The sequence below is a fragment of the Anaerosacchariphilus polymeriproducens genome, assembly GCF_003363435.1.
Lineage (GTDB): Bacteria > Bacillota > Clostridia > Lachnospirales > Lachnospiraceae > Anaerosacchariphilus > Anaerosacchariphilus polymeriproducens.
The window spans coordinates 1-22,984 of record NZ_QRCT01000004.1; the positions used below are offsets into that span (position 1 = coordinate 1).

The window sequence follows — 22,984 nt, forward strand, 5'->3', positions numbered from 1 at the left end:
ATAGTCAAAAATGCTTGACAGCTTTTTATATCTAATCACCAAAGTCATTAGGCTTTACAAATTTTACGTTCATATTTTATTTCAGAATCTTCAACAACTCTAACAAGACCAGTATGAATCAAAAATTCTATCCTGTAAGCAAACCACCAATCACCTACTCCTAGAGGATTATCCCCCAGAATGTCTCCAATGACTCTTGCTTCCTTTCTGGGATTAGTAGAAAGGTGACGCAGAATCAAGAAATCATAAAAATCTTCATTTACGCCTATTAAGAAACCATTAATTGCTGCTCTAAGCGGACTATTATCTTCTACTAATTTTATCCACTGATCACTATACATTTTTATTTCAAATATATTCATTTTTTTCTCATAAATAAGAAACTTACTGAATTCCTCCGCCGATACCTCACCCCAATTGCTATAATCTTTCATTTTGTTTTTAGAGGTTTGTATGTAATTTGGTAATTTAACAGTAAAAACATCATTTGAATAATTTGTAAGTATATTACACAGATAATAAAACCCGCATAAAGAATAGGGACTATCACTATACCATATCCGTATTGATTCGCCTTTCTTTAAAAACTCTAATAGTCTATTTAATTCATTGATATAAATTTTTCCAGCCATTTTAAGTTCTTCCAATACATCTGGTCTATTACACCACCCGTTTTGTAAATACATAGAAAAAATCAAGTCCTGTCTATCATTACTATCAATTGCCTTTTTTATATCTCCAATATCCAACATAAAGGCAAGACAAATCACTTCATCTGTTGTATTGTTTTTGGCCACTTTCATTGCTCCAGCTTCGCTATCCCCAAATAAAATTTCTATCATATTTACTTCACCTCAAATAATTTTTTTTAATATTTTACCATTCTCAATGTTCCTTTACCCAACTTGCAATTTCTTTCATAAATGGATCGGGATTCATAAAATAACTATTATGTACATCATTCACCTCTACAAGCTTTTTCTCACAAGTAAGAGCTTTATAATAACGTTCAAAGTATTCTTTTGAAAAATAACGATCATGTAATGTTTTAAATACCAAGGCAGGACACGAAATAGGTACTTTAAGTAAACTATTTTTTCCTATTACACACTCTAATATTTGAAGCAGCGTATTTATTCTTAAACAAAAGAATTTAGGTTCTCTAGTTATGATCGTTTCATAAAATTCATTATCCTCATCTGCATGAAATCCCTTGGCTTTCGGTGGTGAGAAAGGCATAGCTAATGCAGGATTTATTTTAACTAATAAACGACATATATTCAACAGCGTTTTAGCAAACACCTTGGGAACGCCTAACGGTGTTGGATCTTTGTAAATTCCACAGGCAAATTGTGAGAAACTTTTAAAATTATTATTTTTTCCCAAATAATACTGCGCTATTATTCCACCAGCTCCTGTATAACCAAGCAAGTGAATATCATCCGAAAAACTTTCACTAATATATTCATATACGGCATCTAGATTTGTCACCATGTTTGATAATGTAAAATCTTTTACCTCACCACTACATTCTCCTACACCCGGTACATAATCCAATGCAAATACATTAAAGGAATAAACCCGTCCAAGTTGTTCAAAGCACTCATAGCAATTCTTAACAGCTATTACAGGAGTATGTAAAATAATAATATTTTTTTCATTTTTTCCTGCAAAGTAATGGAAAATATGCACTTTCTTCGAATAACCTGATAGATAGATATCATTCCAACCGGCTTCTCTTAATGCCTTTTCGTTTAATGGCTGTATTTTCATTACCTAATCCTCCTTTATCAGATGTTCTGCAAGTGCCTTCAGTACAATTTTCATAAGTTCTAAATTTTGCGTTTCCTTTTTTATATGTGATAACTGTAAAAATTGTAATTGCAGCAACTTCATGGTAGATTCTAAATCATACCGAAAACAAAATCTTTCTTGGTCTAACATTTTAACTATTTTCAAATCCCTTTCATTGTTTTCATTGATACACTCTCTTGGAGCTTTCATCTCTATCCGTTCCCATATTTCCGCATCTATATTAATAATCAATGGATTTTTAATAAATGCTTCCATTATATAACAAAGCAAAATATAAAAACGTTCCTTTTGCGGAATCTCTTCATTTAGTAATAGCAATTTCTGCAAGTTTTTATATATCTGATCTTGCAAGCGATTATTTATTACCATATAAAGATGTTCCTTATTTTTGTAAAAATGATAAAAAGTTCCTTTTGCGATTCCAACTTCACGGGCCACTTCTTCTGCTGTCACTGAATTAAAGCCCTTTTCATTAAATAATTTTTCTCCTTTTTCCAAAATTAGTTTATTAATCTTTTCTCGCTCTATTGATGAAAATTTCGGCATTTCCTTCTCCTTTATATGACCTTTTTCATTATTTAAGTCATATAAATATTAACATATTTTTTTCGAAATGTAAATAGTAAAAGCACCCTCACTACGTGAAGATGCTATTATATATTCAATAAACTCTGATAACAATGATATAACTACGCCCACTATATGAAACAATTGTATTCACATAGTTTATTAGTTACTATAATTTACTTTCATCCTAGCTGTTGCTGTTGACACTATTCCGTTTGTCACTATGTATACTTTCCACTTTCCATAGGGATGAACGCCATTAAAAGAATTTAAAAAAACACTACTACTTTTACTTACTGTGGTAAAATCTACATTTCCATGTGGATCTTCCACATAAAGGTAGAATGGACTGCTTCCTGAACTAACTGTTACATTTAGTGTTACAGATGTAACTTTTGGGTCGATTCCTGTTACAGTGCCCGAAGAAATATTTGAAATAGTTGACCGGACACCATTATATGAGTTCATCTTCACTGTATTTCCGGTAAAATAATTTGTTGATAAATTAATATTACCATTGGCCTCACTGAATACACTACTGACATTTGCTTCTTGTGGAATCTCTGCCGCCGATACTGTCATAACTCCCACAATACATAGTAGCACAAAACTTGTAATCAATCCTAAAATTTTTTTCATTGTATCCCTCCATTCATACATATATATATGTTTGTATCCAAGATAATAGTTATTTTGAATACTAATTTTTTTATGTTTCTTCCAAACTTTCTTTTAAAGAATTAATCCATGTTTCAATTGCTTGTGCGAGTATATATTGCTGCTGCAATACCGCTTTCCCTGTTTCTGGGATCTCTGACATATTTCCCTTAGTATTCATGTTTTCTTCCAGATATGATTTTAGCGTTTTAATATTATTTTCAATATTTGTTAAACTTAATTTCCGTTTTTCTGGTGAAAGACTATCTAGATTTACAATTACTGCATTAAAATCCAGAAAAATATTTATAGGTTGTGATGCTATTCCTATCATCAATTTCTCAAACTGTTTTTCTCCTTCATCGGTTAGTGAATAAACAGCCTTTTGAGGCATTTTACCCTCTTTGACCATAGTGCTTTGAATATAACCTTTTTCCTCCAGTTGAATTACTTTTTTATATATTGAGGGTGTACTAATTTTAACCCAACGGGAAATATTACGATATTCTACTATTTTTTGAATGTCATAAGCACTTAAGGATTCTTTTTTTAAAATTCCTAATACAATCAAATCAATTGTAGCCATAAAAATTCTCCTTCTCTATATTATTCTTGACAACTACTATAATTTATAGTATCATCTTCTTCACCGCTATAATTTATAGTATTGTATTTTATAGTTTATGTCAAGAGAAAAGGAGGATTAAACATGAACGAAAGTAACAAAAAAATTGCATTACTGGAAACAGCCCCCATACCGAAAGCTCTCTTAGCTATGGGATTACCTACCATGATAGGTATGATGATAAATGCATTATACAATTTAGTAGATGCCTATTTTGTTGGATCACTAGGAACAAGTCAAATGGGTGCTATATCAGTGGCTTTTCCACTTGGGCAGATCGTGGTTGGTTTAGGGTTATTATTTGGAAATGGTGCAGCTTCCTATATTGCAAGATTATTAGGCCACGGCGAGAAAGAAAAAGCAGGAAAAGTAGCGAGTACCTCTCTTTATAGCAGCGTTGTAGTTGGCACAGTAATTATAATTATAGCTATGATTTTTTTACGACCTATTCTGAAACTATTAGGTGCAACAGAGAGCATAATGCCATATGCAATCACTTATGGAAGTATCTATCTGATATCATCTATTTTTAACGTATTTAACGTCACAATGAATAATATTGTAACAAGTGAAGGAGCTGCAAAAACTACTATGTGCACAATGCTTATAGGTGCAGTATTAAACATGGTTTTAGATCCTATTTTAATTTATTCCCTAGATATGGGGGTAGCTGGTGCTGCCTTCGCAACAGCGATTTCTCAAATCGTTTCTGCACTAGTTTTTCTCAGCTATATACGAAGCAGGAAAAGTATTTTCAGTTTTCGAATAAAGGAATGTTGCTTTTCAAAAGAAATCCTATCAGAAATATTAAAGATAGGGATACCCACTTTAATTTTTCAGTTACTAACAAGTCTTTCCATTACACTTACGAACATGGAAGCCGCAAAATATGGTGATTCTGCAATTGCCGGAATGGGTACTGTAATTCGTATTATTTCTTTAGGCAGCCTTATTGTCTTTGGATTTATTAAAGGTTTTCAGCCAATTGCCGGATATAATTATGGAGCAAAAAATTATGACCGGTTATATGAAGCAATAAAAACTGCTGTATTATGGACAACTATATTTTGTGTAATCCTTGGATTGATAATGGTTGCTTTTCCAACGACTATTATTTCTCAATTTACAAATGGCGACACTGTATTAATTAAGATTGGTCAAAAAGCTCTGAGAGCAAATGGTTTATCATTTATGCTTTTTGGATTCTATACTGTATATTCGTCCTTATTTCTAGCTTTGGGAAAAGCAAAAGAAGGATGTTTATTAGGCATATGCAGACAGGGTATTTGTTTTGTACCTGTCATTCTTATTCTTCCCATGTTCATGGGATTAAATGGCATACTCTATGCACAACCAATTGCAGATGTAATTGCCACTTTTATTACAGCATTTGTGTCTGTGAGACTTTATAAGGAATTAGCTATTGTAAAATCATATTCTCACTGCTAATTTATGCAAAACTAAAGACTGATAATTCGATTTCTGGCGGATTATCAGCCTTTTTTTGATACAGATTAAGTTATTCCCCTACTACACCATCACCATCTCTGTCATCCATGTATTTATATAGCCAATGATCTGAAAGAATCGGCATTGTATATCCGGCTGCTTTTGCCTCGGCAATTGTAACTTTACCATTTCCATTCGTATCAATTGCTGAAAGTCCTTCTTTCTCGTTTGCATTAGTATCTTTACTTTCATTACTATTACTTTCCTGCGATTTTATATTGCTAATTACAGTATCCGGATTCACATTATCAAATTCATCCACGATTGAATTACCATTTAAAACGTATTCATATTTATAACCGGATGGTATTTGAGTTGTTGTATTTGGATACGTTATTGTGGCTACAAAATTTTCACATCCACCTGCATCACGAATAACTTTCTCCATATATGCTTGATCACCCTTTCTATTTAGAATCCTATTTTGCGGAGTAATATTATAAGCATTTGAAACTCCACCAAGGGAGTCTGCAATAACATGTCCTTCATCTAAATCCGGTTGTTCCGTACCTGAAACTTTGGCTTCATCATCATAATATCTTCCATCAGCGTTAACTGGCTCGGTAGAATCGTCTTGAACAATAACTTTGTCGGCAACTACATTAATAAGCTGTCCATATTGATTTGTGAAGGCCCAATATGTCCTATCTCCATATCCAATATCTACTGCCACATTTGGCAATCTTTCTCCCGATAAATTTCCACCTTCTACTTCAATTATCTTGTATGAAATACCATTATATTCTATTGTGTCCTTATTAGTTGCTTTCGTTTCTTCTTTTATGTTTTCTTCTGATTCTGTAACGGGAATTTTATTTTTCTCTGATGTATCTACAACTTCTTTCTTTAAATTATTTTTATTCTCTGAAGTATCATCTGTTGAGCCAACGATAATAGCAATAAAAAATATAAATCCAAAAGAAACTGATAATATCATTCTGACTACTGAATTGAACTTTTTATTCTTCCACATAAGGAAAATTCCTACTGGTGCTAAAAATAATAACATGAACCACATAAACCAATTTTTGTTATAAATCTTCTCTTTTGTTTTCATGATAAATAAAATCCTCTCTCAAATATTTTATCTTTCGTGTATTTACTATAATAAATTTAAAAATAGATTTAATCAATAAGTATTTGTGCATATATTTTAATACAATATTTTTAAAGAATAGAAAATATCATCTTGCAATTGTTAAATAATTAAATCTTTGCTATACTCATTTTATCATTTCAAAAGGAGAAAATTCACATGTTTAAAAATTATCTATTAGTGGTAAGTGCAGCATAGGCTGTCACAATCTGATAGCCTATGCATTCTAATACAATTTCGTAAATAGGAGGCATACACTTGGGCTATAAAAATGTAAGAGAATTATTACCTGAGGAATTAATAAGACAGATTCAAAAATATATTGATGGAGAAAATGTGTATATTCCCAGAAAAGAAGAAAATCGAAAATCTTGGGGAGATGGCACTAATACAAAAAAATTAGTTAATTCTAGAAATAAAGAAATATATCAAAAATATCAACTCGGATATCGTGTAACTGATTTATCAAATGAATATCATATCTCTACTCAAGGAATCTACAAAATATTATCAAAACAAAAAGCAGAAAAACAACGTATTTGCTAACAGTACGTTGTTTTTCTACTTTTTAATTCTAATAATATAGTTACTTTATCTTATCATAAATTTTTTATAGAATAATTGTATTAAATAAGGGAGGTAATGACTATGAACCTAAGACTCGAGACAGAAAATGATTATAAAGAAACTGAACATGTAACACGCGAAGCATTTTGGAATGTATATAGACCAGGATGCAATGAACATCTAATACTTCATAGACTTCGGAAATCATCTACATTTATTAAAGATTTGGATTATGTTGTTGAAGAAAAAGGTATTATTATTGGCAATATTATCTATACAAAAATGATAAAAGAAGGTAATATATGCGAAAACATAATAGCTTTTGGACCAGTATCGGTTCTTCCAAAATTTCAAAATCAAGGTATTGGTTCTCTACTTATAACAAAAACTTTACAAAGATCCAAAGATCTTGGATTTAAAGCAGTACTGATTACTGGCAACCCAAAATACTATAAGAAATTTGGGTTTATTTCTGCTAGTAAATACAGTATTCATCTTCCAAATTTTTCAATTGATGATGAAGCAGTATTTTTTATGGTTAAAGAGCTTGAAGATGGTTATTTAATGAAACATTCCGGTACTTATAGTTTTGATACAAATTTTGATTCTTCTGATCTTGAATTAGAGAATTTCGAAAAACAATTTCCATACAAAAAGAAACGTGACTCTAAACCAAGCGATTTGTAAATGTATTTATATAATCTGAACCACAAAAGCTGTAGTTTGAGGGGGGATGCTAGCTGTTTGGAACGTTGCATGCTCGACTCTTACTCTCTGGCCTGGTCTAATATTTCTTAAGTGTATTGGATTACCATTCCTATCCAGTATAACTGTTGAATTGGTTATTACAAAACGCATTTGACTTAATAAGTTATTCGAATTACCTGTATAAAGAAAACGATTATTAAAGTCTATGAATAAAACTCTTCCTTCTGTGATATTAGATGCTGCATTTCTATTAACCACAGTTATTCTATAAGCTCTAGCTTGAGGCGGAATACTAAATGTCATGGCAGAAGAAAATTCAGCATCTACAACCATTCCTTCTCTTAAATCGGACAGCCTCATATTAAAGCCTGATCTATCGCGGATTACAGTATTATTGCCTACAATCAAGGTAACAAGCTCCATTTGAATTATATTAAAATCACCCATAACGCCATACGATATTGTTACATAACCCGTGTTTCTATCTATACGTATTTCTTCTATAATGGAATCTCGTGTTCTGATAATATCGTCATTGCATGGAAATCTGTTGCGTTGACTTGAAAGCGGAAAACCTTCCATAATATATAACTCCTACTATTTATTATGTATTATATTATGAATGTTATAGGAAATTGTTATAAAATAAATTGCCTGTTTCTACGTATATCTTTCAATATACAAACCATTTTTATTTCGTCTCGATAAGTACCATCCTTGAGCTTGAATGCTCTTGGTAGAATTCCAACCTGCTTAAATCCACATTTTTCATATAGGTGTATGGCTGCTGAATTATCTTCAAACACGCCTAATTCAACTTGTTCAAAGCCATTTATCATAGCTTGTTTTAATACTAAATTTAACATACTTTTCCCAATCCCCTGATTGCAATACTCCTTTAAAATAGAAATGCCAAAATACGCTCTATGTCGACATTTCATATATTTATTAATTTTCATAATGCCTGCGTCTCCAATTATCCTTCCATCAAGAAAAGCTGTAATCATAAAGTCTTTTTCATCATTTTCAATGCTTTCCAAAGTTTTTTTCAATTGTTCATCATTTAAATCCACTTCCTCTGGATATCTTACCATAAAATGTGTTTCTTCTGAAGTAATATGTCTAAGATTACAAATCTCTTTTGCATGATTTGCATTTGCACTTCTAAGCAATATGTGCATTCCATTTTTTATTGTGATTTTTTTTTCATTTATTAACAATTTTTACTCTCCTATATCTATTACTGTATTATAAACTATCATCTGCAGCTTCATATTCATCAGGAGCTTTTATTAAAAAGCACGCCACCACGAAAATTAGTAACAAGTTAATAATTATTAAAATAAAATGATACCTCATTATGTCAAGTAAAATACCAAAAACCAAGCACCCTATAGGTATTGCAGCTTGAGAAAACATACCAAGCACGGCGAAAAAATTTGAACGAATTTCATCTGGAACTAAATTTTGGAGATTCGTTGAAATTGGAGTATTTACGCATGCATTAAAAAAGCCCATAACCATGCAGCTAATTGAAATTGTTATAAATAATATCTCAATCCAGTTTTTGAATATGTTAACTATTATAGGAAACATTAATATACTGACTATAACGGTAACAAATGTTTCTATTATCAGACCACTTTTCATTAACTTCTTTAATCCGTACTTTTTTAAATACAATGAAATCGATATATTTCAAATATCCTATTTCTTTTTTTAATATGTAAGGCATTAATATATCAGACAGCGGAGCAAGCAAAAAATTTGAAAACAAAGCAAATGAAAATAAATGAAGCAAACCTTTCTTACTGACGATATATGTTAAGACTTCTGAATTTGAATGTACAATCATTTTTAAGTCTATTTTTTTAGATTGTAACGGTCCGCCTTCAATAACTATATTTTTCACCTGCTCTAAATATTCAAGTGCCTGAATAGCATTTCTGTGAGCCAGAACATTCTGGAGTTCATTTCCACATTCTTGCTTCATTTAAAGAAATCTTATTACCTGTTAACTCTTTCATACTTTTCCTGCCTGTTCTTTATAATGAATTCTACCTATATTCATAATAAAATAAACTCTATTTATTCATTTATTGTCAGGCATTTAATATTTTATACCATTCTACCTGAGCTAAAAACATATCTGAATTCCGTGTAAATTACATTTATTATACTATAAAACTGGCTGTTTGGTTTACAATATTTAAATATTAATATTTATTTATCATATCCATAGTCTATTTGCCACTCTTAAAGTTAACTGTACTTTACAGGTCTTTCATTAATTATCTAGCTATGGTTTTAACTTTCTCTTAAATTAAATATTTGAAACTCGGTTTATTTGAACGCAAAGATATAATTAATATAATCTTTTGCACTCTGATCGATTTCCTCATCACTTGCCTGAAATGAAGAACCAAAAAAAGCAAAATAAGGTAGCACATTAGCACCAACATGTTTTACACTAGCCTTAAATGGTGTAATTACTTCGTCAACGGTAAAGGAAACTGAACCAGTAGGTAAATAATTGTCTTTTTTATCTCCTATCGACAAAGCTATTCCAAATTTTTTATCTTTTAATTTAGTTCCCTTTGTGCCATATGCCCAACCATATGTAAAAACATCATCAAACCACTTTTTTAATAATGGCGGATAGCTGTACCAATACAGAGGAAACTGGAGAATGATGTGATTGTGTGCTTCCAGCAACTGTTGCATCCTTTCAACATCAATATTCCAATCTGGATATTCATTGTAAAGCTCGTGAATTATAATATCATTTGGATACTTCTCTAATTCCTCCTTCCACCTTTTGTTTACTTTTGAATGATTAATGTCAGGGTGTGCTAAAATTATAAGAGTTTTCATAAAATCACGATCCTTTCTATTTTCTCTGATATTTGATTTGATTAAATCAATTCAAAACTAATTTACAGTAATTGAGATTAGCTTTATAATTATTATTGTCTAAAAAATATATATTGTAAATACACACAATAAAGTCAGTATAATACTTACTTCAAAGTGTGTATTCCTATAATCTAAGCTGATACACTATAATAAAATCGGAGGTGGTTTTTTGAAGCAATATAATTTAGGAATTGAAGCAACTCTTGAAATTCTCGGTGGTAAATGGAAAGCTTTAATTGTGTGTCTACTTATGTCTGGCAAAAAAAGAACCAGTGAATTAGAACGTCTTATTCCAGACATCTCTCAAAAAGTACTTATACAGCAGCTTCGAGAATTAGAAAGAGATGGTATTGTAGGTAGAATTAATTATCATCAAATGCCACCCAAAGTTGAATACTATGTGACTGAATATGGGATTACTGCGAATAAAATTATTGATATAATGTGTTCTTGGGGAAGAGAAAATATTAGACTTAGGAAAAGTCAAGGAGAGGATATTGAATTATTAGAAAAATAACTACTTAAAAGTTAATCTACAAAAGAATGGTAACAATCATTTTCTTTGCTACTTTTGTTAACACGCTTATTTAACCACGTTTTTTTAACAAATACGTAGTATAAGATGGAATATATTTATTTGCATGAGGTATTACTCTTTTAGCTGGGAAAAGGAAAAAATTTTCTCCTGCTATAACTTATGTAGGAACTTCATCTCTCATTAAATCTGACCTTTTTACGTTATTTTGCATTCCTGCTTTAATTTTGGAATAATCAATGCTGTATAAAGCATATCGGATGTTGAGTTATCAAAAACCATTCCATTAGGGATATGTCTATGTTAAGATTTCCTTAAACTATTTCTTAATATCAATTTCCTATAAATGAACAAATTAAAGAAATATCAAAAAGAATTTCTGAAATTGATGAGATGAAAAAAGCAAGGTTGATTATTGGTATGGATTTTTTGTATTAATAACTCCTCACTTTCTTACAATTCGTATTGCGTCACCTGATATACATATTGCATCGCCTTGTCCTACATCTATATAAGAGACCGTTAATTTTGTTGCTGCCTCTACATTTAAAGGTGAGATAATGTTTAATGACAATATTGTTACTAATAAAAAAATATAAAACTTTTTCATTTTTTTCATCTGTCAATTCCTTCCTTTCCAATTCATTATACTTAACTAAAATTTCTCATCAAGTATATTAGAGTTGTAATTATTATAAAACACATTAAATACTACTTACATTGCTTCTTGAATCGTATAAATATCGTGTATCATAGTATGTACAATATCTGCAACGTAAATTCTGTAATTAAAAAATTAGAAATGCAAAGAATGTTTGATAGGGATATGCTATATAATGATGTAATAAGTGAAGATGGGGATTCTTTATCTGGTGGGCAAATAAAAATAATAGCATTTGCTAGAGCTTTATATGGTGATTACAAAATTATTCTTCTTGACGAAGTATCATCAAATATGGATAAGATTTCTGCTGATATAATAAAAGATACTCTTAAAGTTTGGAAGGAAGATAAAATAGTAATTATGATTGACCATACAGAATTTTACGATGAAATTGCAGATAATGTTTTACTTTTAAACTAATTGAGAAAGGATTATCATGGATATAAATAATTATATTAATAGTATAAAAATAAATTGGAATAAGCAAGAATATAAAGATTACTATAATGATATCAGTAGCCTTAAAAATCTTAATAGTTTAGATTTTAAGAAAAAAATCACTTTTTTTGTAGGTGAAAACGGATCGGGAAAATCTACTTTGCTTGAAGCTATTGCAGTAAATTATGGTTTTAATCCTGAAGGTGGTAGTATTAATTACAATTTTAGTACAAATTCAACACATTCATCTTTATCAGATTTTCTACTTCTCTCAAAAGGCATTCGGGCAAAAGATGGTTTTTTTCTTAGAGCGGAAAGTTTTTATAATATGGCTAGTTACGTGGATGATATAGGAGTTGATTTAGATGGATATGGTGGAAGGTCACTGCATGAACAGTCACACGGCGAAAGCTTTCTTTCATTAATAAATAATAGATTTAGAGGAAATGGGTTATATTTACTAGATGAACCTGAAACAGCACTTTCCCCTCAAAGACAATTATCATTGCTCATAAAGATAAATGAATTGGTTAATAATAATTCTCAATTTATAATAGTAACTCACTCTCCAATTTTATTAGGAATTGATGATGCATGTATTTATTCTTTTGACAGTGAAATTATAAACCAGATAACATATGAGGAAACAGAAAGTTATAATATAACTAAACTTTTTATCGAAAATAGAAAGTCACTTTTAAAAAGATTATACTCTAATAAATAAAAAATATACTTTTGTAAAAATAGTGGTATTGCCGAAATTTAGGAAAGATTAAAAGAGAGTGATATTTTTATTAAATCATAATGTTTATTTATAGTATAAATGAGAGTACATAGGAAAGAACCTGAGCGGTTCTTTCCAGAGTCTGTTGTAATTACAGAAATGTCATCCGCCCATTCACTGTTGGTCGAAGAACTGGCTCTTCTCAGACACTCCGAAAGGTGCAAGTGCATCAGCTGCTGTATATAGTATCGTAGAAACAGCAAAAGCAAACGGACTTAACGTATATACTTACTTACAATATTTATTACTTTACATGCCAGACACAGACTGGCAAATTCATCCAGAAAACTTGGACTACTTAATGCCCTGGTCAGAAGATGTACAAAATGAATGCAAACGTTAATACTCAGGATCGGTTATTATAGCTGATCCTATTTTATTATGAAAGGCACCGTGTTATTGAGCGCTTACCGACTAAACCCTAAGTCAATGCTACATATGTAGTAGAAATTCCAGTACAACTTCTTGTTGTTAATTTTGTCTCTAATATTTTTTTAGCAACTATTGAAAGTGTCAATAAAATAACACTGCAATGCGACATAACTAACAAAATAATTTTTTGAAATCTACTCATCTTCTCCACCTTTCACCTCAACATAATAACCTTTTGTTCCAAGTCCAATAGACTCAAAATATTTTGATTTTTTTAAATCTGATAATAATTGTTCTTTCATTTCTTCATATACGTTTTCCGCTTTTGCTTCTTTTATCATATCTAAGACATCACTTGTTGTTAATTCCCTTCCAATTCCTAATGATAAATTTAAAAAATAATAATTATATCCTCCTTCGTATTCAATTTTTCCTTTATTTTTTTCTTCTAATAATTTTAATACTGTTTCACATTCTATTTCAAGAGGGTTGATGTTGTAAAGTTTTAATTTTATATTTTCTTCATTCCAACTTTCTGCAAAGCTCACTTTCATATTCTTATCTAGTTCAATTCTTAATCCTATATTATCATAATATAACATACCATCTAATATATCATCAGGGATACCTAATGCTTTTATTACTTCTTCCTTTGTTGCTCCAAATCTAATAGTTTTATTATCTATTTTAATACCTTCTAGTGGGATAAATTCAATAATCATTTTAATATCTCCTTGTTTATTCTTTATCTTCAACTGTCTCATATCCATTTTCTTGAACATATTGTATCGTGAATTATATACTAATCATCATTGGCTTTCCCATCATAAAACACTATCTATTTTTACTTTATTGTTAACCTTACTATAAACATTATAAATATATTATAAAATGATAAATACCTCAAGCCATTATATCTTAATTTATTTTTAATTATTTTGGTTACTGTAATAGTTTGATAAAAAAAAGGGGTAGCCAATTACACCCACACACCCCCATTTGTCCAATTTGATATTATTTGTATATCATTTATACATCATTCTAACGTTAAAGTAATATCATTATAATACCATTTAACTATTATTCTAAAATTCCTCATCAAGTAAATACTTATTTTCTCCTTTAATATTATTTTGTCAATATGCAAATAGAAAAAGATAGATTTGGTTGACTATTTTTTATTTATAATTATATTCCATTTTTATTATTGCGAATTATAAATTATTAAGTATATTCTTTTACTCTTAATTGATTTAAGGTTTACTTCAACCTAAATTTTATTAATGACAACATTATTTCTATTTAAACAAAAAAATAGCACCAACTCATTAAAAGAGTGATGCCAAACCAATATATATTTTTTATCAAAAAGGTCTTTTCATTTAATAGTTTACTACACCATTTTTTATGTTTTACTACACCATTACTACACCATTTTTTTAATATTTTGTACTATTTAACGATACTTTACGATACTATTAAATAAATCCCAATTTTCACAAATCGCTTAGAACCTAGAGTTTCCAAGCCACTTCCTAAAGTTCATAAGGCGTCACCTGATATACATAATAATTCAACCAATTCGCATACAATAGGTTCCCATGGGACCGCCACTGAAGATTAGGACGTATATTAAAATCATCATCCGTATAATAATGTTTTGGTAATTGAATGTTCAAACCTTTTTCTTTATCCCTGATATATTCATTATGTAGCGTCACACGGTCGTACTCTGGATGCCCCATAACAAATATTTGTTTCCCTTCATTAGCGACCGCCAAAAAAACACCGGCTTCTTCTGAATCTGCCAGAATTTTAATTTCTTCTATCTTTGCAATCTCTTCACTATCTACTGTAGTATGGCGGGAATGAGGCGCCCAAAAAAAGTCATCAAAGCCGCGGACTAAAGGCACTTTACGATTCATAACTTTATGCAAAAAAACTCCAAATATTTTCTCATCCAATTGGCGTTTTGGAATTCCATAATGATAATATAATGCAGCCTGGGCACCCCAGCATAAATTTAAAGTAGAACTGACATGGGTTTTGGTCCATTCCATAATGCCGGAAATCTCTTCCCAATAATCTACTTCCTCGAATTCCATCTGTTCAATTGGTGCTCCAGTAATAATCAGACCATCCAGTTTTTTATCCTTAACATGTTCAAATGTTGTATAAAACTTGTTTAGATGACTGGTTGGAGTATTCTTTGATTCATGACTTGCAACTGTTATAAAAGTAATATCTACTTGTAGAGGAGTATTGGATAAAGCACGAAGCAGCTGTAATTCCGTTTCCTGCTTCACTGGCATCAAATTTAAGATACCAATTTGAAGAGGACGAATATCCTGATGAAACGCACGGCTTTCATCCATAACAAATATATTCTCTTGTTCTAAAACTTCCTTTGCAGGTAAATCACTTTGTATTTTAATTGGCATTTATATCACCTCTCAATGTTATCCTTCTATAGGCGTATGTAAAATCATAATTCAACGCAACATAGTTTTTTTATTATAACATATTTTTATTTTAAAACCAACCTGTTATCTTAGACTGTGATACCCATATCGCCTATTGTAAATTGAGTAGATCTTGTTCAGATATTATTTTTACACCTAATTCTTTTGCCTTTTTATTCTTAGACGAATTTGATGTAACATCGTTATTGATTAAATAATTCGTTTTACTGGTAACAGAACCGGTTACTTTACCGCCTCTGGCTTCAATATATTCCTTTGCCTCATTTCGATTTTCAAAATGTTCTACACTTCCTGTAATAACAAAATTCATTCCTTCAAATTTTTGTTGTACTTGGGTGTTTTTATCTGTTTCAATATGCAGTTCTTTTAATAAATCCTCAAATGATTTTCTATGATTTTCTTTTTCGAAAAACTCGACAAATGATTTGGCAATCACCTCTCCAATTCCATCAATTTCATTTAATTGTTCTGGAGTAGCATTTAACATATCATTTATACTATTATTAAATTCTTTGCAAATCATTTTGGCGTTTGATAACCCTATATTAGGAATTCCCAAAGCATAAATCACTCTTGGCAATGTCGTATTTCTTGCTTTCTCTATATTTTTTATAAGATTTTCATAAGACTTTTTGCCAAACCCTTCCATTTCTACAATTTCTTCTTGATAATTATCTAAATGAAATATGTCTGCATAATCTTTTATGAAACCTTTGCCTATGAATTTTTCTAAAGTTGCTTGTGAAAATCCATCAATATTTAATGCATTTCTACTGACCAATAAAGTAAATGCTTTTAAGTGCTTTGCTGAACAATCCGGATTGATGCAATACAATACTTTTACTTGATTTGTCCTTTTTATTTCCGTCTTTCCTCCACATACAGGACAGACTGCAGGTATTTTTATATTACCGCTTTTTGTCAGGTTCTTTGCAATTTGCGGAATAATCATATTCGCTTTATAGACTTCAATCTCATCTCCAATTCCTAATTGCAATTCTTCCACAATACTTACATTATGAACACTTGCACGGCTGACTGTAGTCCCTTCCAATTCTACCGGTTCAAAAACAGCAATCGGATTAATCAGACCGGTTCTAGATGCACTCCACTCAATATTTAATAACTTAGTTCCCATAATTTCATCTTGCCATTTATAAGCAATGGAATCCTTAGGAAACTTGGCGGTCCTACCTAAAGATTCTCCAAAAGCGATATCATCGAAAACCAATACTAATCCGTCTGATGGGTATTCATTTGTTTTAATCTTATCTGAGAAATATTTAACTGTTTCTTCCATCAATTCGGCTGTTACTTTTTTATGCTCTACCACTTGAAATCCTTGTTTTGATAACCAGCGAAACTGTTCTTCTCTAGAATTTTTAAAATTGATGCCTTCCCCATTTACAATTGAAAAAGCAATGAAATTTACATTTCTTTTCGCCGTTATTTCATTATTTAATTGACGTACAGAACCACTGCATAAATTTCTTGGGTTTTTATATTTTGCATCAATTCCTTCAATTTCTTCATTTATTCTAATAAAATCCGAATAAGAAATGACAGCTTCTCCTCTTAGTACAAGGCGGCCTTTATATGGTATTTGCAATGGAAGATTTTTAAATACTCTTGCATTATTGGTAATGACTTCTCCGATTTCCCCATTCCCCCGGGTCACAGCTTTAACTAATACTCCATTCTCAAAAGTCAAAACTATTGTTAATCCATCTAATTTCCAAGAAAGAATTGCCTCTTTATCTCCAACAAACTCCTTCAGTGCCTCTAAATCTTTGGTCTTATCCAGAGAAAGCATCGGACTTTCATGAATCTCTTTTGGCAATTCAGTTAAAATTTCATAACCAACTGATATGGTAGGACTTCCTGCCTGAATAATTCCTGTTTCCTTTTCTAATTCTACTAATTCATCATAAAGCTTATCATATTCATAGTTGGTCATTATTTCTCTGTCCTCTTGATAATAAGCTTTTCCTGCCTTATTTAATAATGTCACTAATTCTTTCATTCTGTCTTGTTTACTTTTCATAAATGATTAATCCCCTAACATTTTATATAATGTATTTATTTCTTTTTTCGTCGCTTTCCGATATGTTCCTATTTTTAAATCTCCCAATTTTAAATTCATAATGCGTATCCGTTCCAATTTTATAACTTTATAACCAAAATACTCACACATCCGCCTGATTTGTCTGTTCAATCCCTGTGTAAGAACAATTCTAAATTCAAATTTGTTCAACTGCTCCACTTTGCACTTTCTGGTAACCGTATCTAAAATAGGAACTCCTTTACTCATATTTTTAATAAATTGACTGTCTATTGGTTTATTGACTGTTACAATATATTCTTTCTCATGCTTATTACTTGCTCTCATCATTTTATTTATTATATCACCATCGTTCGTCATAAGTAACAGGCCTTGAGACTCCTTGTCCAATCGTCCTGCATATGTAATTCTTTTAGGATAATTTAAGAATTGTATAATATTTTCCTTTTCTCTCTTTTCCTCAGTACAAACGATTCCAACAGGTTTATTTACAAGTAATACTATTTGCTCTTCTTCTTTTGTAACCTTCTTCCCCTTAACCAACACTATCTGGCTATTCGTAATTTTTTGTCCCTTTTCAGCTACTTTTCCATCCACTTGTACAAATCCTTCTTCTATCAGTCGGTCTGCTTCTCTTCGTGAACAAATACCCGCATCACTAATATATTTATTTAATCTAACTTCAGCTTTTTCTGTCTTCATATTTTGCCTCTTCATTTCAATTTAAAATTAAGGTACCTGCGGCTCCAACAGCCGCAAGGTAAACTCAAAATTCAAATAAAATCATTTATAAATACGTTTTTAATCGTTCAATATTTTTCTCTTCAAAATCAACTAATTCTTTGGCAATTTCGCAAACTGATTTACTTGCATTTTTGTTTTCGTTTAAAACTTTTGATAACTCTGTAATTCCTTTTGTACTTCCTTGTATCATCATATCAGCTATATGTTTTGAACCATTATTCATTAAAGTTTTAGCCTGAATAGAAGACTTTATCATTAATTTTTGAGGTATAGAATCATCTTGTACTTTTGTATTATAATCCTTAAGCCTATTCACTGCTTTTTTCTCAATTTTTTTATATTTCTCTTCCTGGCAGTTTAATTCGTAAGATAAATCCTCATCATCTACCCGATTTAAAATAGTTTCTATTGATTGTACAGCCATTCTGGTGTTTTTGACTGTTTCATTTAATACAGTTCTATCAGCATTGTTTATCATATAAAAACTCCTTTCTATTCCTTTATTTATATATAGATTCATCAAAATAGTATATGGAGCACTTTATCATTTATACAATGATTTTTTATAATAAAATGGAGAATTTTGATTTAATTATTCAAAATTCTCCAATCCTTAGTTTTGTATGAATTCTTTACCTTAACTTACGCTTTGTTTATAACAAATCGGTACGTATGTATCCTACTTTATCTTTCCATTTTACTTTTGTCCAACCTTCTGCATAATCCAATACGACTGTAACAGAATCACCCGGATCCACAGTTCCCATTAACTTACTATCTTCACTCATAGATTCTCGGATATTCGTACTTTTTTCAACAGTAACTACTTGTCCTTCTGTATGATATACCTTTGGTTTATTTTCTTCTTCTGATACTGGATTTTTTGTTGATAAGAATTCTGATTTAATATATGCTTTCTCACCATTATATTCAATCTCACTCCATCCATCATCTCTAACAGCTGTCCTTTTAAAGTGATCACCTTTATAAGCAGATCCTACTTGTTCCTTATCTTCTCCCGGACCTTTACGTATTTTAGAAGGTTCCGTAGCCCATACAGTTTCAGATTTGCTTTCGGTCTTAGTATTTTCTTTCTTTGTCTCTTCTGCTTTTTTATCTTTCTTCTTCGTTTCTTCAGCCTTTTTATCCTTTTGCTTTGTTTCCTCAGTCTTTTTATCTTTTTGCTTTGTTTCTTCTTTCTTAGTTTCATCAGCAGACTGTTCTGATAATCCTTTTATGGTATCATTCATAAAAGTTTTTAATTGCTTATCTTTTTCAAGCGCTTCATTATATTTATCACTTACTTTTTTAGAAAGTTCTAAATAATCTTCTGCTTTTTCAAATGACTCTGCATAAGCTTGTACCTCAGGCTCGTATTCTTTTTTTGGACGATTATCTATATACAAGCTTCCATCTTCTTTTTTACATATATACAGTGTTTGTAATCCAGGTGCAGCGGTCTTTATATCTTTAAATTTAATCTCTAAATAGACTGCAACCATATATGATCCTTCAATCGGTCCTACCTTTGTATAACAAGCAAGATTTTCAAATGATTCAATATAATCTTTTAATGCAGTTTTCTGTTGTGCCTCTTCATCAGTAAAAGGTGTCGCAATTTGCTTTAATGTTTTTATATCACCATCAGCATAAGCTTTGTAGTATTTTTTCACTAATTTATTTACTTCTTCATACTTATCAACCTCAAACTCATTTTCAACCGTTGATTTAGTTCCTGTATCTGTAGAATCTACTGAAACAACTTCCTTGCTAACATTTTTTGATTCTTTATTTCTATCATATGAAGCATAGATAAAAACGACAGCTAAAGCAATCACCATTACCCCAGCTAATAGATACTTTGAATTTTTTATTATAAAATCTTTAAATTTCTGCATCAATATTTCCTCCTATAATTATTATTCCCTTTGGGTACTATTGTGCTTATTTCCATATAGTGTAACAAATCAATAAAAAAAACGCAACAAAAAAATAAAAATTGGTAAATTTCACCAGTTTTCAAAACGCATCTGGAGGGATTCGAACCCCCGCAAAACATGGTACCGGAAACCACTGCTCTATCCCCTGAGCTACAGATGCTTTTTCACATAATTTTATGCTTTCCAATATGAAACATTTGTTATAATAACATAAAATCATGTAAATTGCAATGGAGTTAACTTTAGAGTTTTTATTTTATATTGCCAAGATTATTAAAACCTTGACAATATAATTACCTTTTATTCAAATTATTTTACGTTAACAGCTTTCCTCTTACGAAGTACAAACACAACACCTGCGCCAAGCCCTCCAAGCAATAAAACGCCTCCTGCGATCGGTAGGGCCTTCTTTCCCTGCGTCTTCACGCCGATGATCCAGCTCTTGGTCACATAGAAGTCTTTCACTTCCACTTCTTTCTGGGTTCCCGCCGCATCGACCGCTACGATCTTGACCTTGTGTTTTTGCGTCGTGTTCCCATCGATAGGGAAGGTAAAGTCCTCTTTCCCTGACACCATCTGTTGGATCTTCTCATTGTCCCAAGTCTCTGCTGCTTCCCCATAGGAGGAGTCGCTAGCGTTTCCGTTATACGTAGAATGGTAGACTTTGACTTCCTGCAGTTTCATGTTATCGTCGATGACCATGGTCACGTCCTTCTTTTCTTCCTGATACGCTTCCCGGTCAGAAAGGTTCGTCACGATGACCTTCGGTGCCGTCTTGTCTACCGCGAACCGCAGTTCCACATCCTTGGTATCCATGTTGTTCTCCGACTTGTTGTCTGCGGCATCCACAGAATACAGCGCCAGGCTGTAATACCCATCATTCGAAAAATTCTTTTTGTAGATCTGATACGTATACTGGTTCCATTGTCCGTTCCCTTCTGTCTTTTGGATCTGATAATCCTCTCCTTCTTTCAGGCTCTTCGTCTGGTTGTCCTGAAATAAGGTCAGTGTTCTCTCCTTTAAGGAATTCACGTTGGTCTCCTGAATCACGATGTCCTGCTCTTTGGTCAGGTAGGAGCCATTGATCTTTCTGGTCGCTTCATCCAGCGTATACACCGAACCATTGCGGTTCACGGAAAATACGATCTGCTCTGCTTCCTGTACCCTGCCATCTGCCTCGGTCACCTTTGCTGCTTTGTTCTCATTTCCGGCTTGATCCGTTACGGTCGCCGTCAGGAGATAGATCCCGTCCTTCTTTAAGTTGCTCACGGCATAACGCTGGCCGTTTTCAACTGCCTGTGCACTGCCCAATAAGTTATCACAGTTTTTGATTCCCTCTAACGTCACAAGGTTTAAGTGCGGGGTCAGACCCGCGAAATTCTCATCCGATGCCTCAAGGACAAAGCCTACGTTCGTCTCTTTTTTGTCCGCATCCCTTCCGCTGTTGGCCGAATGGTTCTTGATCCCCGTTACGGTCAAAGCGGGCTTGGTTTTGTCCACACAGAACGTGATCTCCTTAAGGTCTGCCGCCTGGTTCCCGGCTTTGTCCGTATAATCGATGTCAAAGGTATAGACCTGGTCGTCCTCAAAGCGGATGCTTGCCGTATGGACATCCCCATTGCTGGTAAAACTGCTGATGCCCGGCGCCGCCCCTTGGTCTTTCGCTTTCAATACCGTCTTGATACGGCTGGTCTCAAAGTTGTGCTCCCTTATGGTCACGGTCGCCGTACGCCCTTCTTTATAAAACGTCTCACGCTGCGCCTGGTTATTGTCATACGTGACTTCTATGACCGGTGCCGTCGTATCGACCGTGAACTTCTGTTGCGGGATGTCCGCCGCCTGATTTCCGGCCAAATCCTCAAAACTCATGGCAAAGGTATAATCCCCTTCCTGCTGATAAGAGATGGTCGCCGTATAGGTCGTCTGATCCGGATCCTGACGGTTCTCATGCTTCGTCCAGCCGCTGATGGTAGGCGCACTGCCCTCACTGTTTGTCACCGTCACCTTCGCATCTGCCTCGTTGAAGTTTCGTTCCGTCACGGTAAGCGTCGCCGTTCTTCCTTCTTTGTAATACTGTGTCTCTGATTCGAATTCCTTATCATAGGAATTGTTGTCATACGTGACTGCAAGGACCGGTGCCGTCTTATCGATGCTGAACGTTCGTTCTTCTCTTGTTTCATAGCCGGCACGGTCTGTGAATACGGCACGGACTTTGATGTTGTTGCGGTTGTTCGTCACCTTGATGCTCTTTGCCAGCTCTGTCACCAGGTTCTCATCCTTCTCTACAATCTGCGCACTTCCCTGACGGATTGTTCCCTCTTCCCCGATGACGATCGTCTCTTCCTGCGTCACGTTCCCGGTCTCCACTTCTTCCACCTGATAGGTCACTTTGGCAAGACCGGAAAGGCTGTCCCGAAACGCACAGTCCACGGTCACATCCCCCTGGTACAGGTCATTTCCTGCCTGGTCTTTCCCGCTCACTTTCTCCGGAATCGTCATCGT

At 32.6% G+C, this 22,984-nt stretch carries 26 protein-coding genes, 1 tRNA gene and 1 pseudogene; 7 read left to right on the forward strand and 21 right to left on the reverse strand.

All coding sequences use genetic code 11. The features are described 5' to 3' along the window. Positions 1–47: 47 nt before the first annotated feature. From DWV06_RS00425 to DWV06_RS00445, 5 genes are all read right to left on the reverse strand, one after another. On the reverse strand, positions 48–842 hold the full coding sequence (locus tag DWV06_RS00425) for a DUF1835 domain-containing protein (RefSeq protein WP_115480211.1): 795 nt from the start codon (positions 840–842) through the stop codon (positions 48–50). A 43-nt stretch (positions 843–885) separates the two neighbouring features. Then, positions 886–1,773 carry an alpha/beta hydrolase gene (locus DWV06_RS18740; RefSeq protein WP_235828865.1) on the reverse strand — a complete coding sequence of 296 codons (888 nt, stop codon included), beginning with the start codon at positions 1,771–1,773 and terminating at the stop codon, positions 886–888. A gap of 3 nt (positions 1,774–1,776) precedes the next feature. Continuing rightward, positions 1,777–2,361 carry a TetR/AcrR family transcriptional regulator gene (locus tag DWV06_RS00435; RefSeq protein ID WP_115480212.1) on the reverse strand — a complete coding sequence of 195 codons (585 nt, stop codon included), beginning with the start codon at positions 2,359–2,361 and terminating at the stop codon, positions 1,777–1,779. A gap of 183 nt (positions 2,362–2,544) precedes the next feature. After that, a complete protein-coding gene (locus DWV06_RS00440; RefSeq protein ID WP_115480213.1) occupies positions 2,545–3,021 on the reverse strand; it encodes a hypothetical protein in 477 nt (158 codons plus the stop codon). A gap of 70 nt (positions 3,022–3,091) precedes the next feature. Continuing rightward, positions 3,092–3,625 carry a PadR family transcriptional regulator gene (locus tag DWV06_RS00445; RefSeq protein WP_115480214.1) on the reverse strand — a complete coding sequence of 178 codons (534 nt, stop codon included), beginning with the start codon at positions 3,623–3,625 and terminating at the stop codon, positions 3,092–3,094. A 123-nt stretch (positions 3,626–3,748) separates the two neighbouring features. Between DWV06_RS00445 and DWV06_RS00450 the strand changes: the two genes are divergently transcribed. Beyond that, on the forward strand, positions 3,749–5,113 hold the full coding sequence (locus tag DWV06_RS00450) for an MATE family efflux transporter (protein ID WP_115480215.1): 1,365 nt from the start codon (positions 3,749–3,751) through the stop codon (positions 5,111–5,113). Between the two features lie 70 nt (positions 5,114–5,183). Here DWV06_RS00450 and DWV06_RS00455 read toward each other — a convergent pair whose 3' ends face one another. Then, a complete protein-coding gene (locus tag DWV06_RS00455) occupies positions 5,184–6,230 on the reverse strand; it encodes a DNA/RNA non-specific endonuclease (protein WP_235828866.1) in 1,047 nt (348 codons plus the stop codon). 297 nt (positions 6,231–6,527) lie between these two features. Between DWV06_RS00455 and DWV06_RS00460 the strand changes: the two genes are divergently transcribed. Next, the gene (locus tag DWV06_RS00460) at positions 6,528–6,815 is read left to right on the forward strand and encodes a CD3324 family protein (protein WP_115480216.1); all 288 of its coding nucleotides are present in this window, start codon (positions 6,528–6,530) and stop codon (positions 6,813–6,815) included. A gap of 102 nt (positions 6,816–6,917) precedes the next feature. Next, positions 6,918–7,523 carry a GNAT family N-acetyltransferase gene (locus tag DWV06_RS00465; RefSeq protein WP_115480217.1) on the forward strand — a complete coding sequence of 202 codons (606 nt, stop codon included), beginning with the start codon at positions 6,918–6,920 and terminating at the stop codon, positions 7,521–7,523. A 6-nt stretch (positions 7,524–7,529) separates the two neighbouring features. On the opposite strand, the gene DWV06_RS18745 is transcribed toward DWV06_RS00465, so the two are convergent. The 5 genes from DWV06_RS18745 to DWV06_RS00490 all read right to left on the reverse strand — a co-directional run bounded on the left by DWV06_RS18745 (position 7,530) and on the right by DWV06_RS00490 (position 10,418). Next, positions 7,530–8,126 (reverse strand): hypothetical protein, encoded by a 597-nt coding sequence (locus tag DWV06_RS18745; RefSeq protein ID WP_115480218.1) that lies wholly within the window; start codon positions 8,124–8,126, stop codon positions 7,530–7,532. Positions 8,127–8,182: 56 nt separating this feature from the next. Then, positions 8,183–8,764: a GNAT family N-acetyltransferase gene (locus DWV06_RS00475; RefSeq protein ID WP_115480219.1), complete on the reverse strand. Its 582-nt coding sequence runs from the start codon at positions 8,762–8,764 to the stop codon at positions 8,183–8,185. Positions 8,765–8,792: 28 nt separating this feature from the next. Further along, entirely contained in the window at positions 8,793–9,194 is a 402-nt protein-coding gene (locus DWV06_RS19060; protein WP_115480220.1) for a hypothetical protein, read from the reverse strand. Continuing rightward, a complete protein-coding gene (locus DWV06_RS00485) occupies positions 9,121–9,537 on the reverse strand; it encodes a hypothetical protein (RefSeq protein WP_115480221.1) in 417 nt (138 codons plus the stop codon). Before DWV06_RS00485 ends, DWV06_RS19060 begins: the two co-directional genes overlap by 74 nt. Positions 9,538–9,887: 350 nt before the next feature. After that, positions 9,888–10,418, reverse strand: a complete 531-nt coding sequence (locus DWV06_RS00490) for an NAD(P)H-dependent oxidoreductase (protein WP_115480222.1) — start codon at positions 10,416–10,418, stop codon at positions 9,888–9,890. A 211-nt stretch (positions 10,419–10,629) separates the two neighbouring features. On the opposite strand from DWV06_RS00490, the gene DWV06_RS00495 reads away from it, so the two are divergent. Continuing rightward, complete coding sequence (locus DWV06_RS00495) at positions 10,630–10,977, forward strand: winged helix-turn-helix transcriptional regulator (protein ID WP_115480223.1); 348 nt, start codon at positions 10,630–10,632, stop codon at positions 10,975–10,977. A gap of 463 nt (positions 10,978–11,440) precedes the next feature. On the opposite strand, the gene DWV06_RS18290 is transcribed toward DWV06_RS00495, so the two are convergent. Continuing rightward, entirely contained in the window at positions 11,441–11,614 is a 174-nt protein-coding gene (locus tag DWV06_RS18290) for a hypothetical protein (RefSeq protein ID WP_162300531.1), read from the reverse strand. 138 nt (positions 11,615–11,752) lie between these two features. Here DWV06_RS18290 and DWV06_RS00500 point away from each other — a divergent pair, with 138 nt between their 5' ends. The 3 genes and pseudogenes from DWV06_RS00500 to DWV06_RS00510 all read left to right on the forward strand — a co-directional run. After that, positions 11,753–12,079 carry an ATP-binding cassette domain-containing protein gene (locus DWV06_RS00500; RefSeq protein ID WP_115480224.1) on the forward strand — a complete coding sequence of 109 codons (327 nt, stop codon included), beginning with the start codon at positions 11,753–11,755 and terminating at the stop codon, positions 12,077–12,079. Between the two features lie 16 nt (positions 12,080–12,095). Next, the gene (locus DWV06_RS00505) at positions 12,096–12,821 is read left to right on the forward strand and encodes an AAA family ATPase (protein WP_115480225.1); all 726 of its coding nucleotides are present in this window, start codon (positions 12,096–12,098) and stop codon (positions 12,819–12,821) included. Positions 12,822–12,979: 158 nt separating this feature from the next. Further along, positions 12,980–13,224: pseudogene (locus tag DWV06_RS00510) on the forward strand (transposase domain-containing protein); the annotation flags it as partial. 78 nt (positions 13,225–13,302) lie between these two features. Here DWV06_RS00510 and DWV06_RS18295 read toward each other — a convergent pair. From DWV06_RS18295 to DWV06_RS00550, 9 genes are all read right to left on the reverse strand, one after another. Continuing rightward, positions 13,303–13,455, reverse strand: coding sequence for a hypothetical protein (locus tag DWV06_RS18295; RefSeq protein ID WP_155522611.1), 153 nt, complete (start codon positions 13,453–13,455; stop codon positions 13,303–13,305). Continuing rightward, complete coding sequence (locus DWV06_RS00515; protein ID WP_115480226.1) at positions 13,448–13,975, reverse strand: hypothetical protein; 528 nt, start codon at positions 13,973–13,975, stop codon at positions 13,448–13,450. The genes DWV06_RS18295 and DWV06_RS00515 overlap by 8 nt, the downstream gene beginning before the upstream one ends. Positions 13,976–14,788: 813 nt before the next feature. After that, a complete protein-coding gene (metA, locus tag DWV06_RS00520) occupies positions 14,789–15,694 on the reverse strand; it encodes a homoserine O-acetyltransferase MetA (RefSeq protein ID WP_115480227.1) in 906 nt (301 codons plus the stop codon). A 133-nt stretch (positions 15,695–15,827) separates the two neighbouring features. After that, complete coding sequence (gene ligA, locus DWV06_RS00525; RefSeq protein WP_115480228.1) at positions 15,828–17,780, reverse strand: NAD-dependent DNA ligase LigA; 1,953 nt, start codon at positions 17,778–17,780, stop codon at positions 15,828–15,830. A 6-nt stretch (positions 17,781–17,786) separates the two neighbouring features. After that, a complete protein-coding gene (locus tag DWV06_RS00530; protein ID WP_115480229.1) occupies positions 17,787–18,500 on the reverse strand; it encodes a pseudouridine synthase in 714 nt (237 codons plus the stop codon). Between the two features lie 85 nt (positions 18,501–18,585). Beyond that, positions 18,586–19,020 carry a hypothetical protein gene (locus DWV06_RS00535; protein WP_115480230.1) on the reverse strand — a complete coding sequence of 145 codons (435 nt, stop codon included), beginning with the start codon at positions 19,018–19,020 and terminating at the stop codon, positions 18,586–18,588. Between the two features lie 175 nt (positions 19,021–19,195). Beyond that, positions 19,196–20,440, reverse strand: a complete 1,245-nt coding sequence (locus DWV06_RS00540; protein ID WP_115480231.1) for an SH3 domain-containing protein — start codon at positions 20,438–20,440, stop codon at positions 19,196–19,198. A 127-nt stretch (positions 20,441–20,567) separates the two neighbouring features. Continuing rightward, positions 20,568–20,642 (reverse strand) — tRNA-Arg (locus tag DWV06_RS00545). A 149-nt stretch (positions 20,643–20,791) separates the two neighbouring features. Next, the coding region (locus DWV06_RS00550; RefSeq protein WP_235828867.1) for an Ig-like domain-containing protein at positions 20,792–22,984 on the reverse strand (2,193 nt) is incomplete at its 5' end.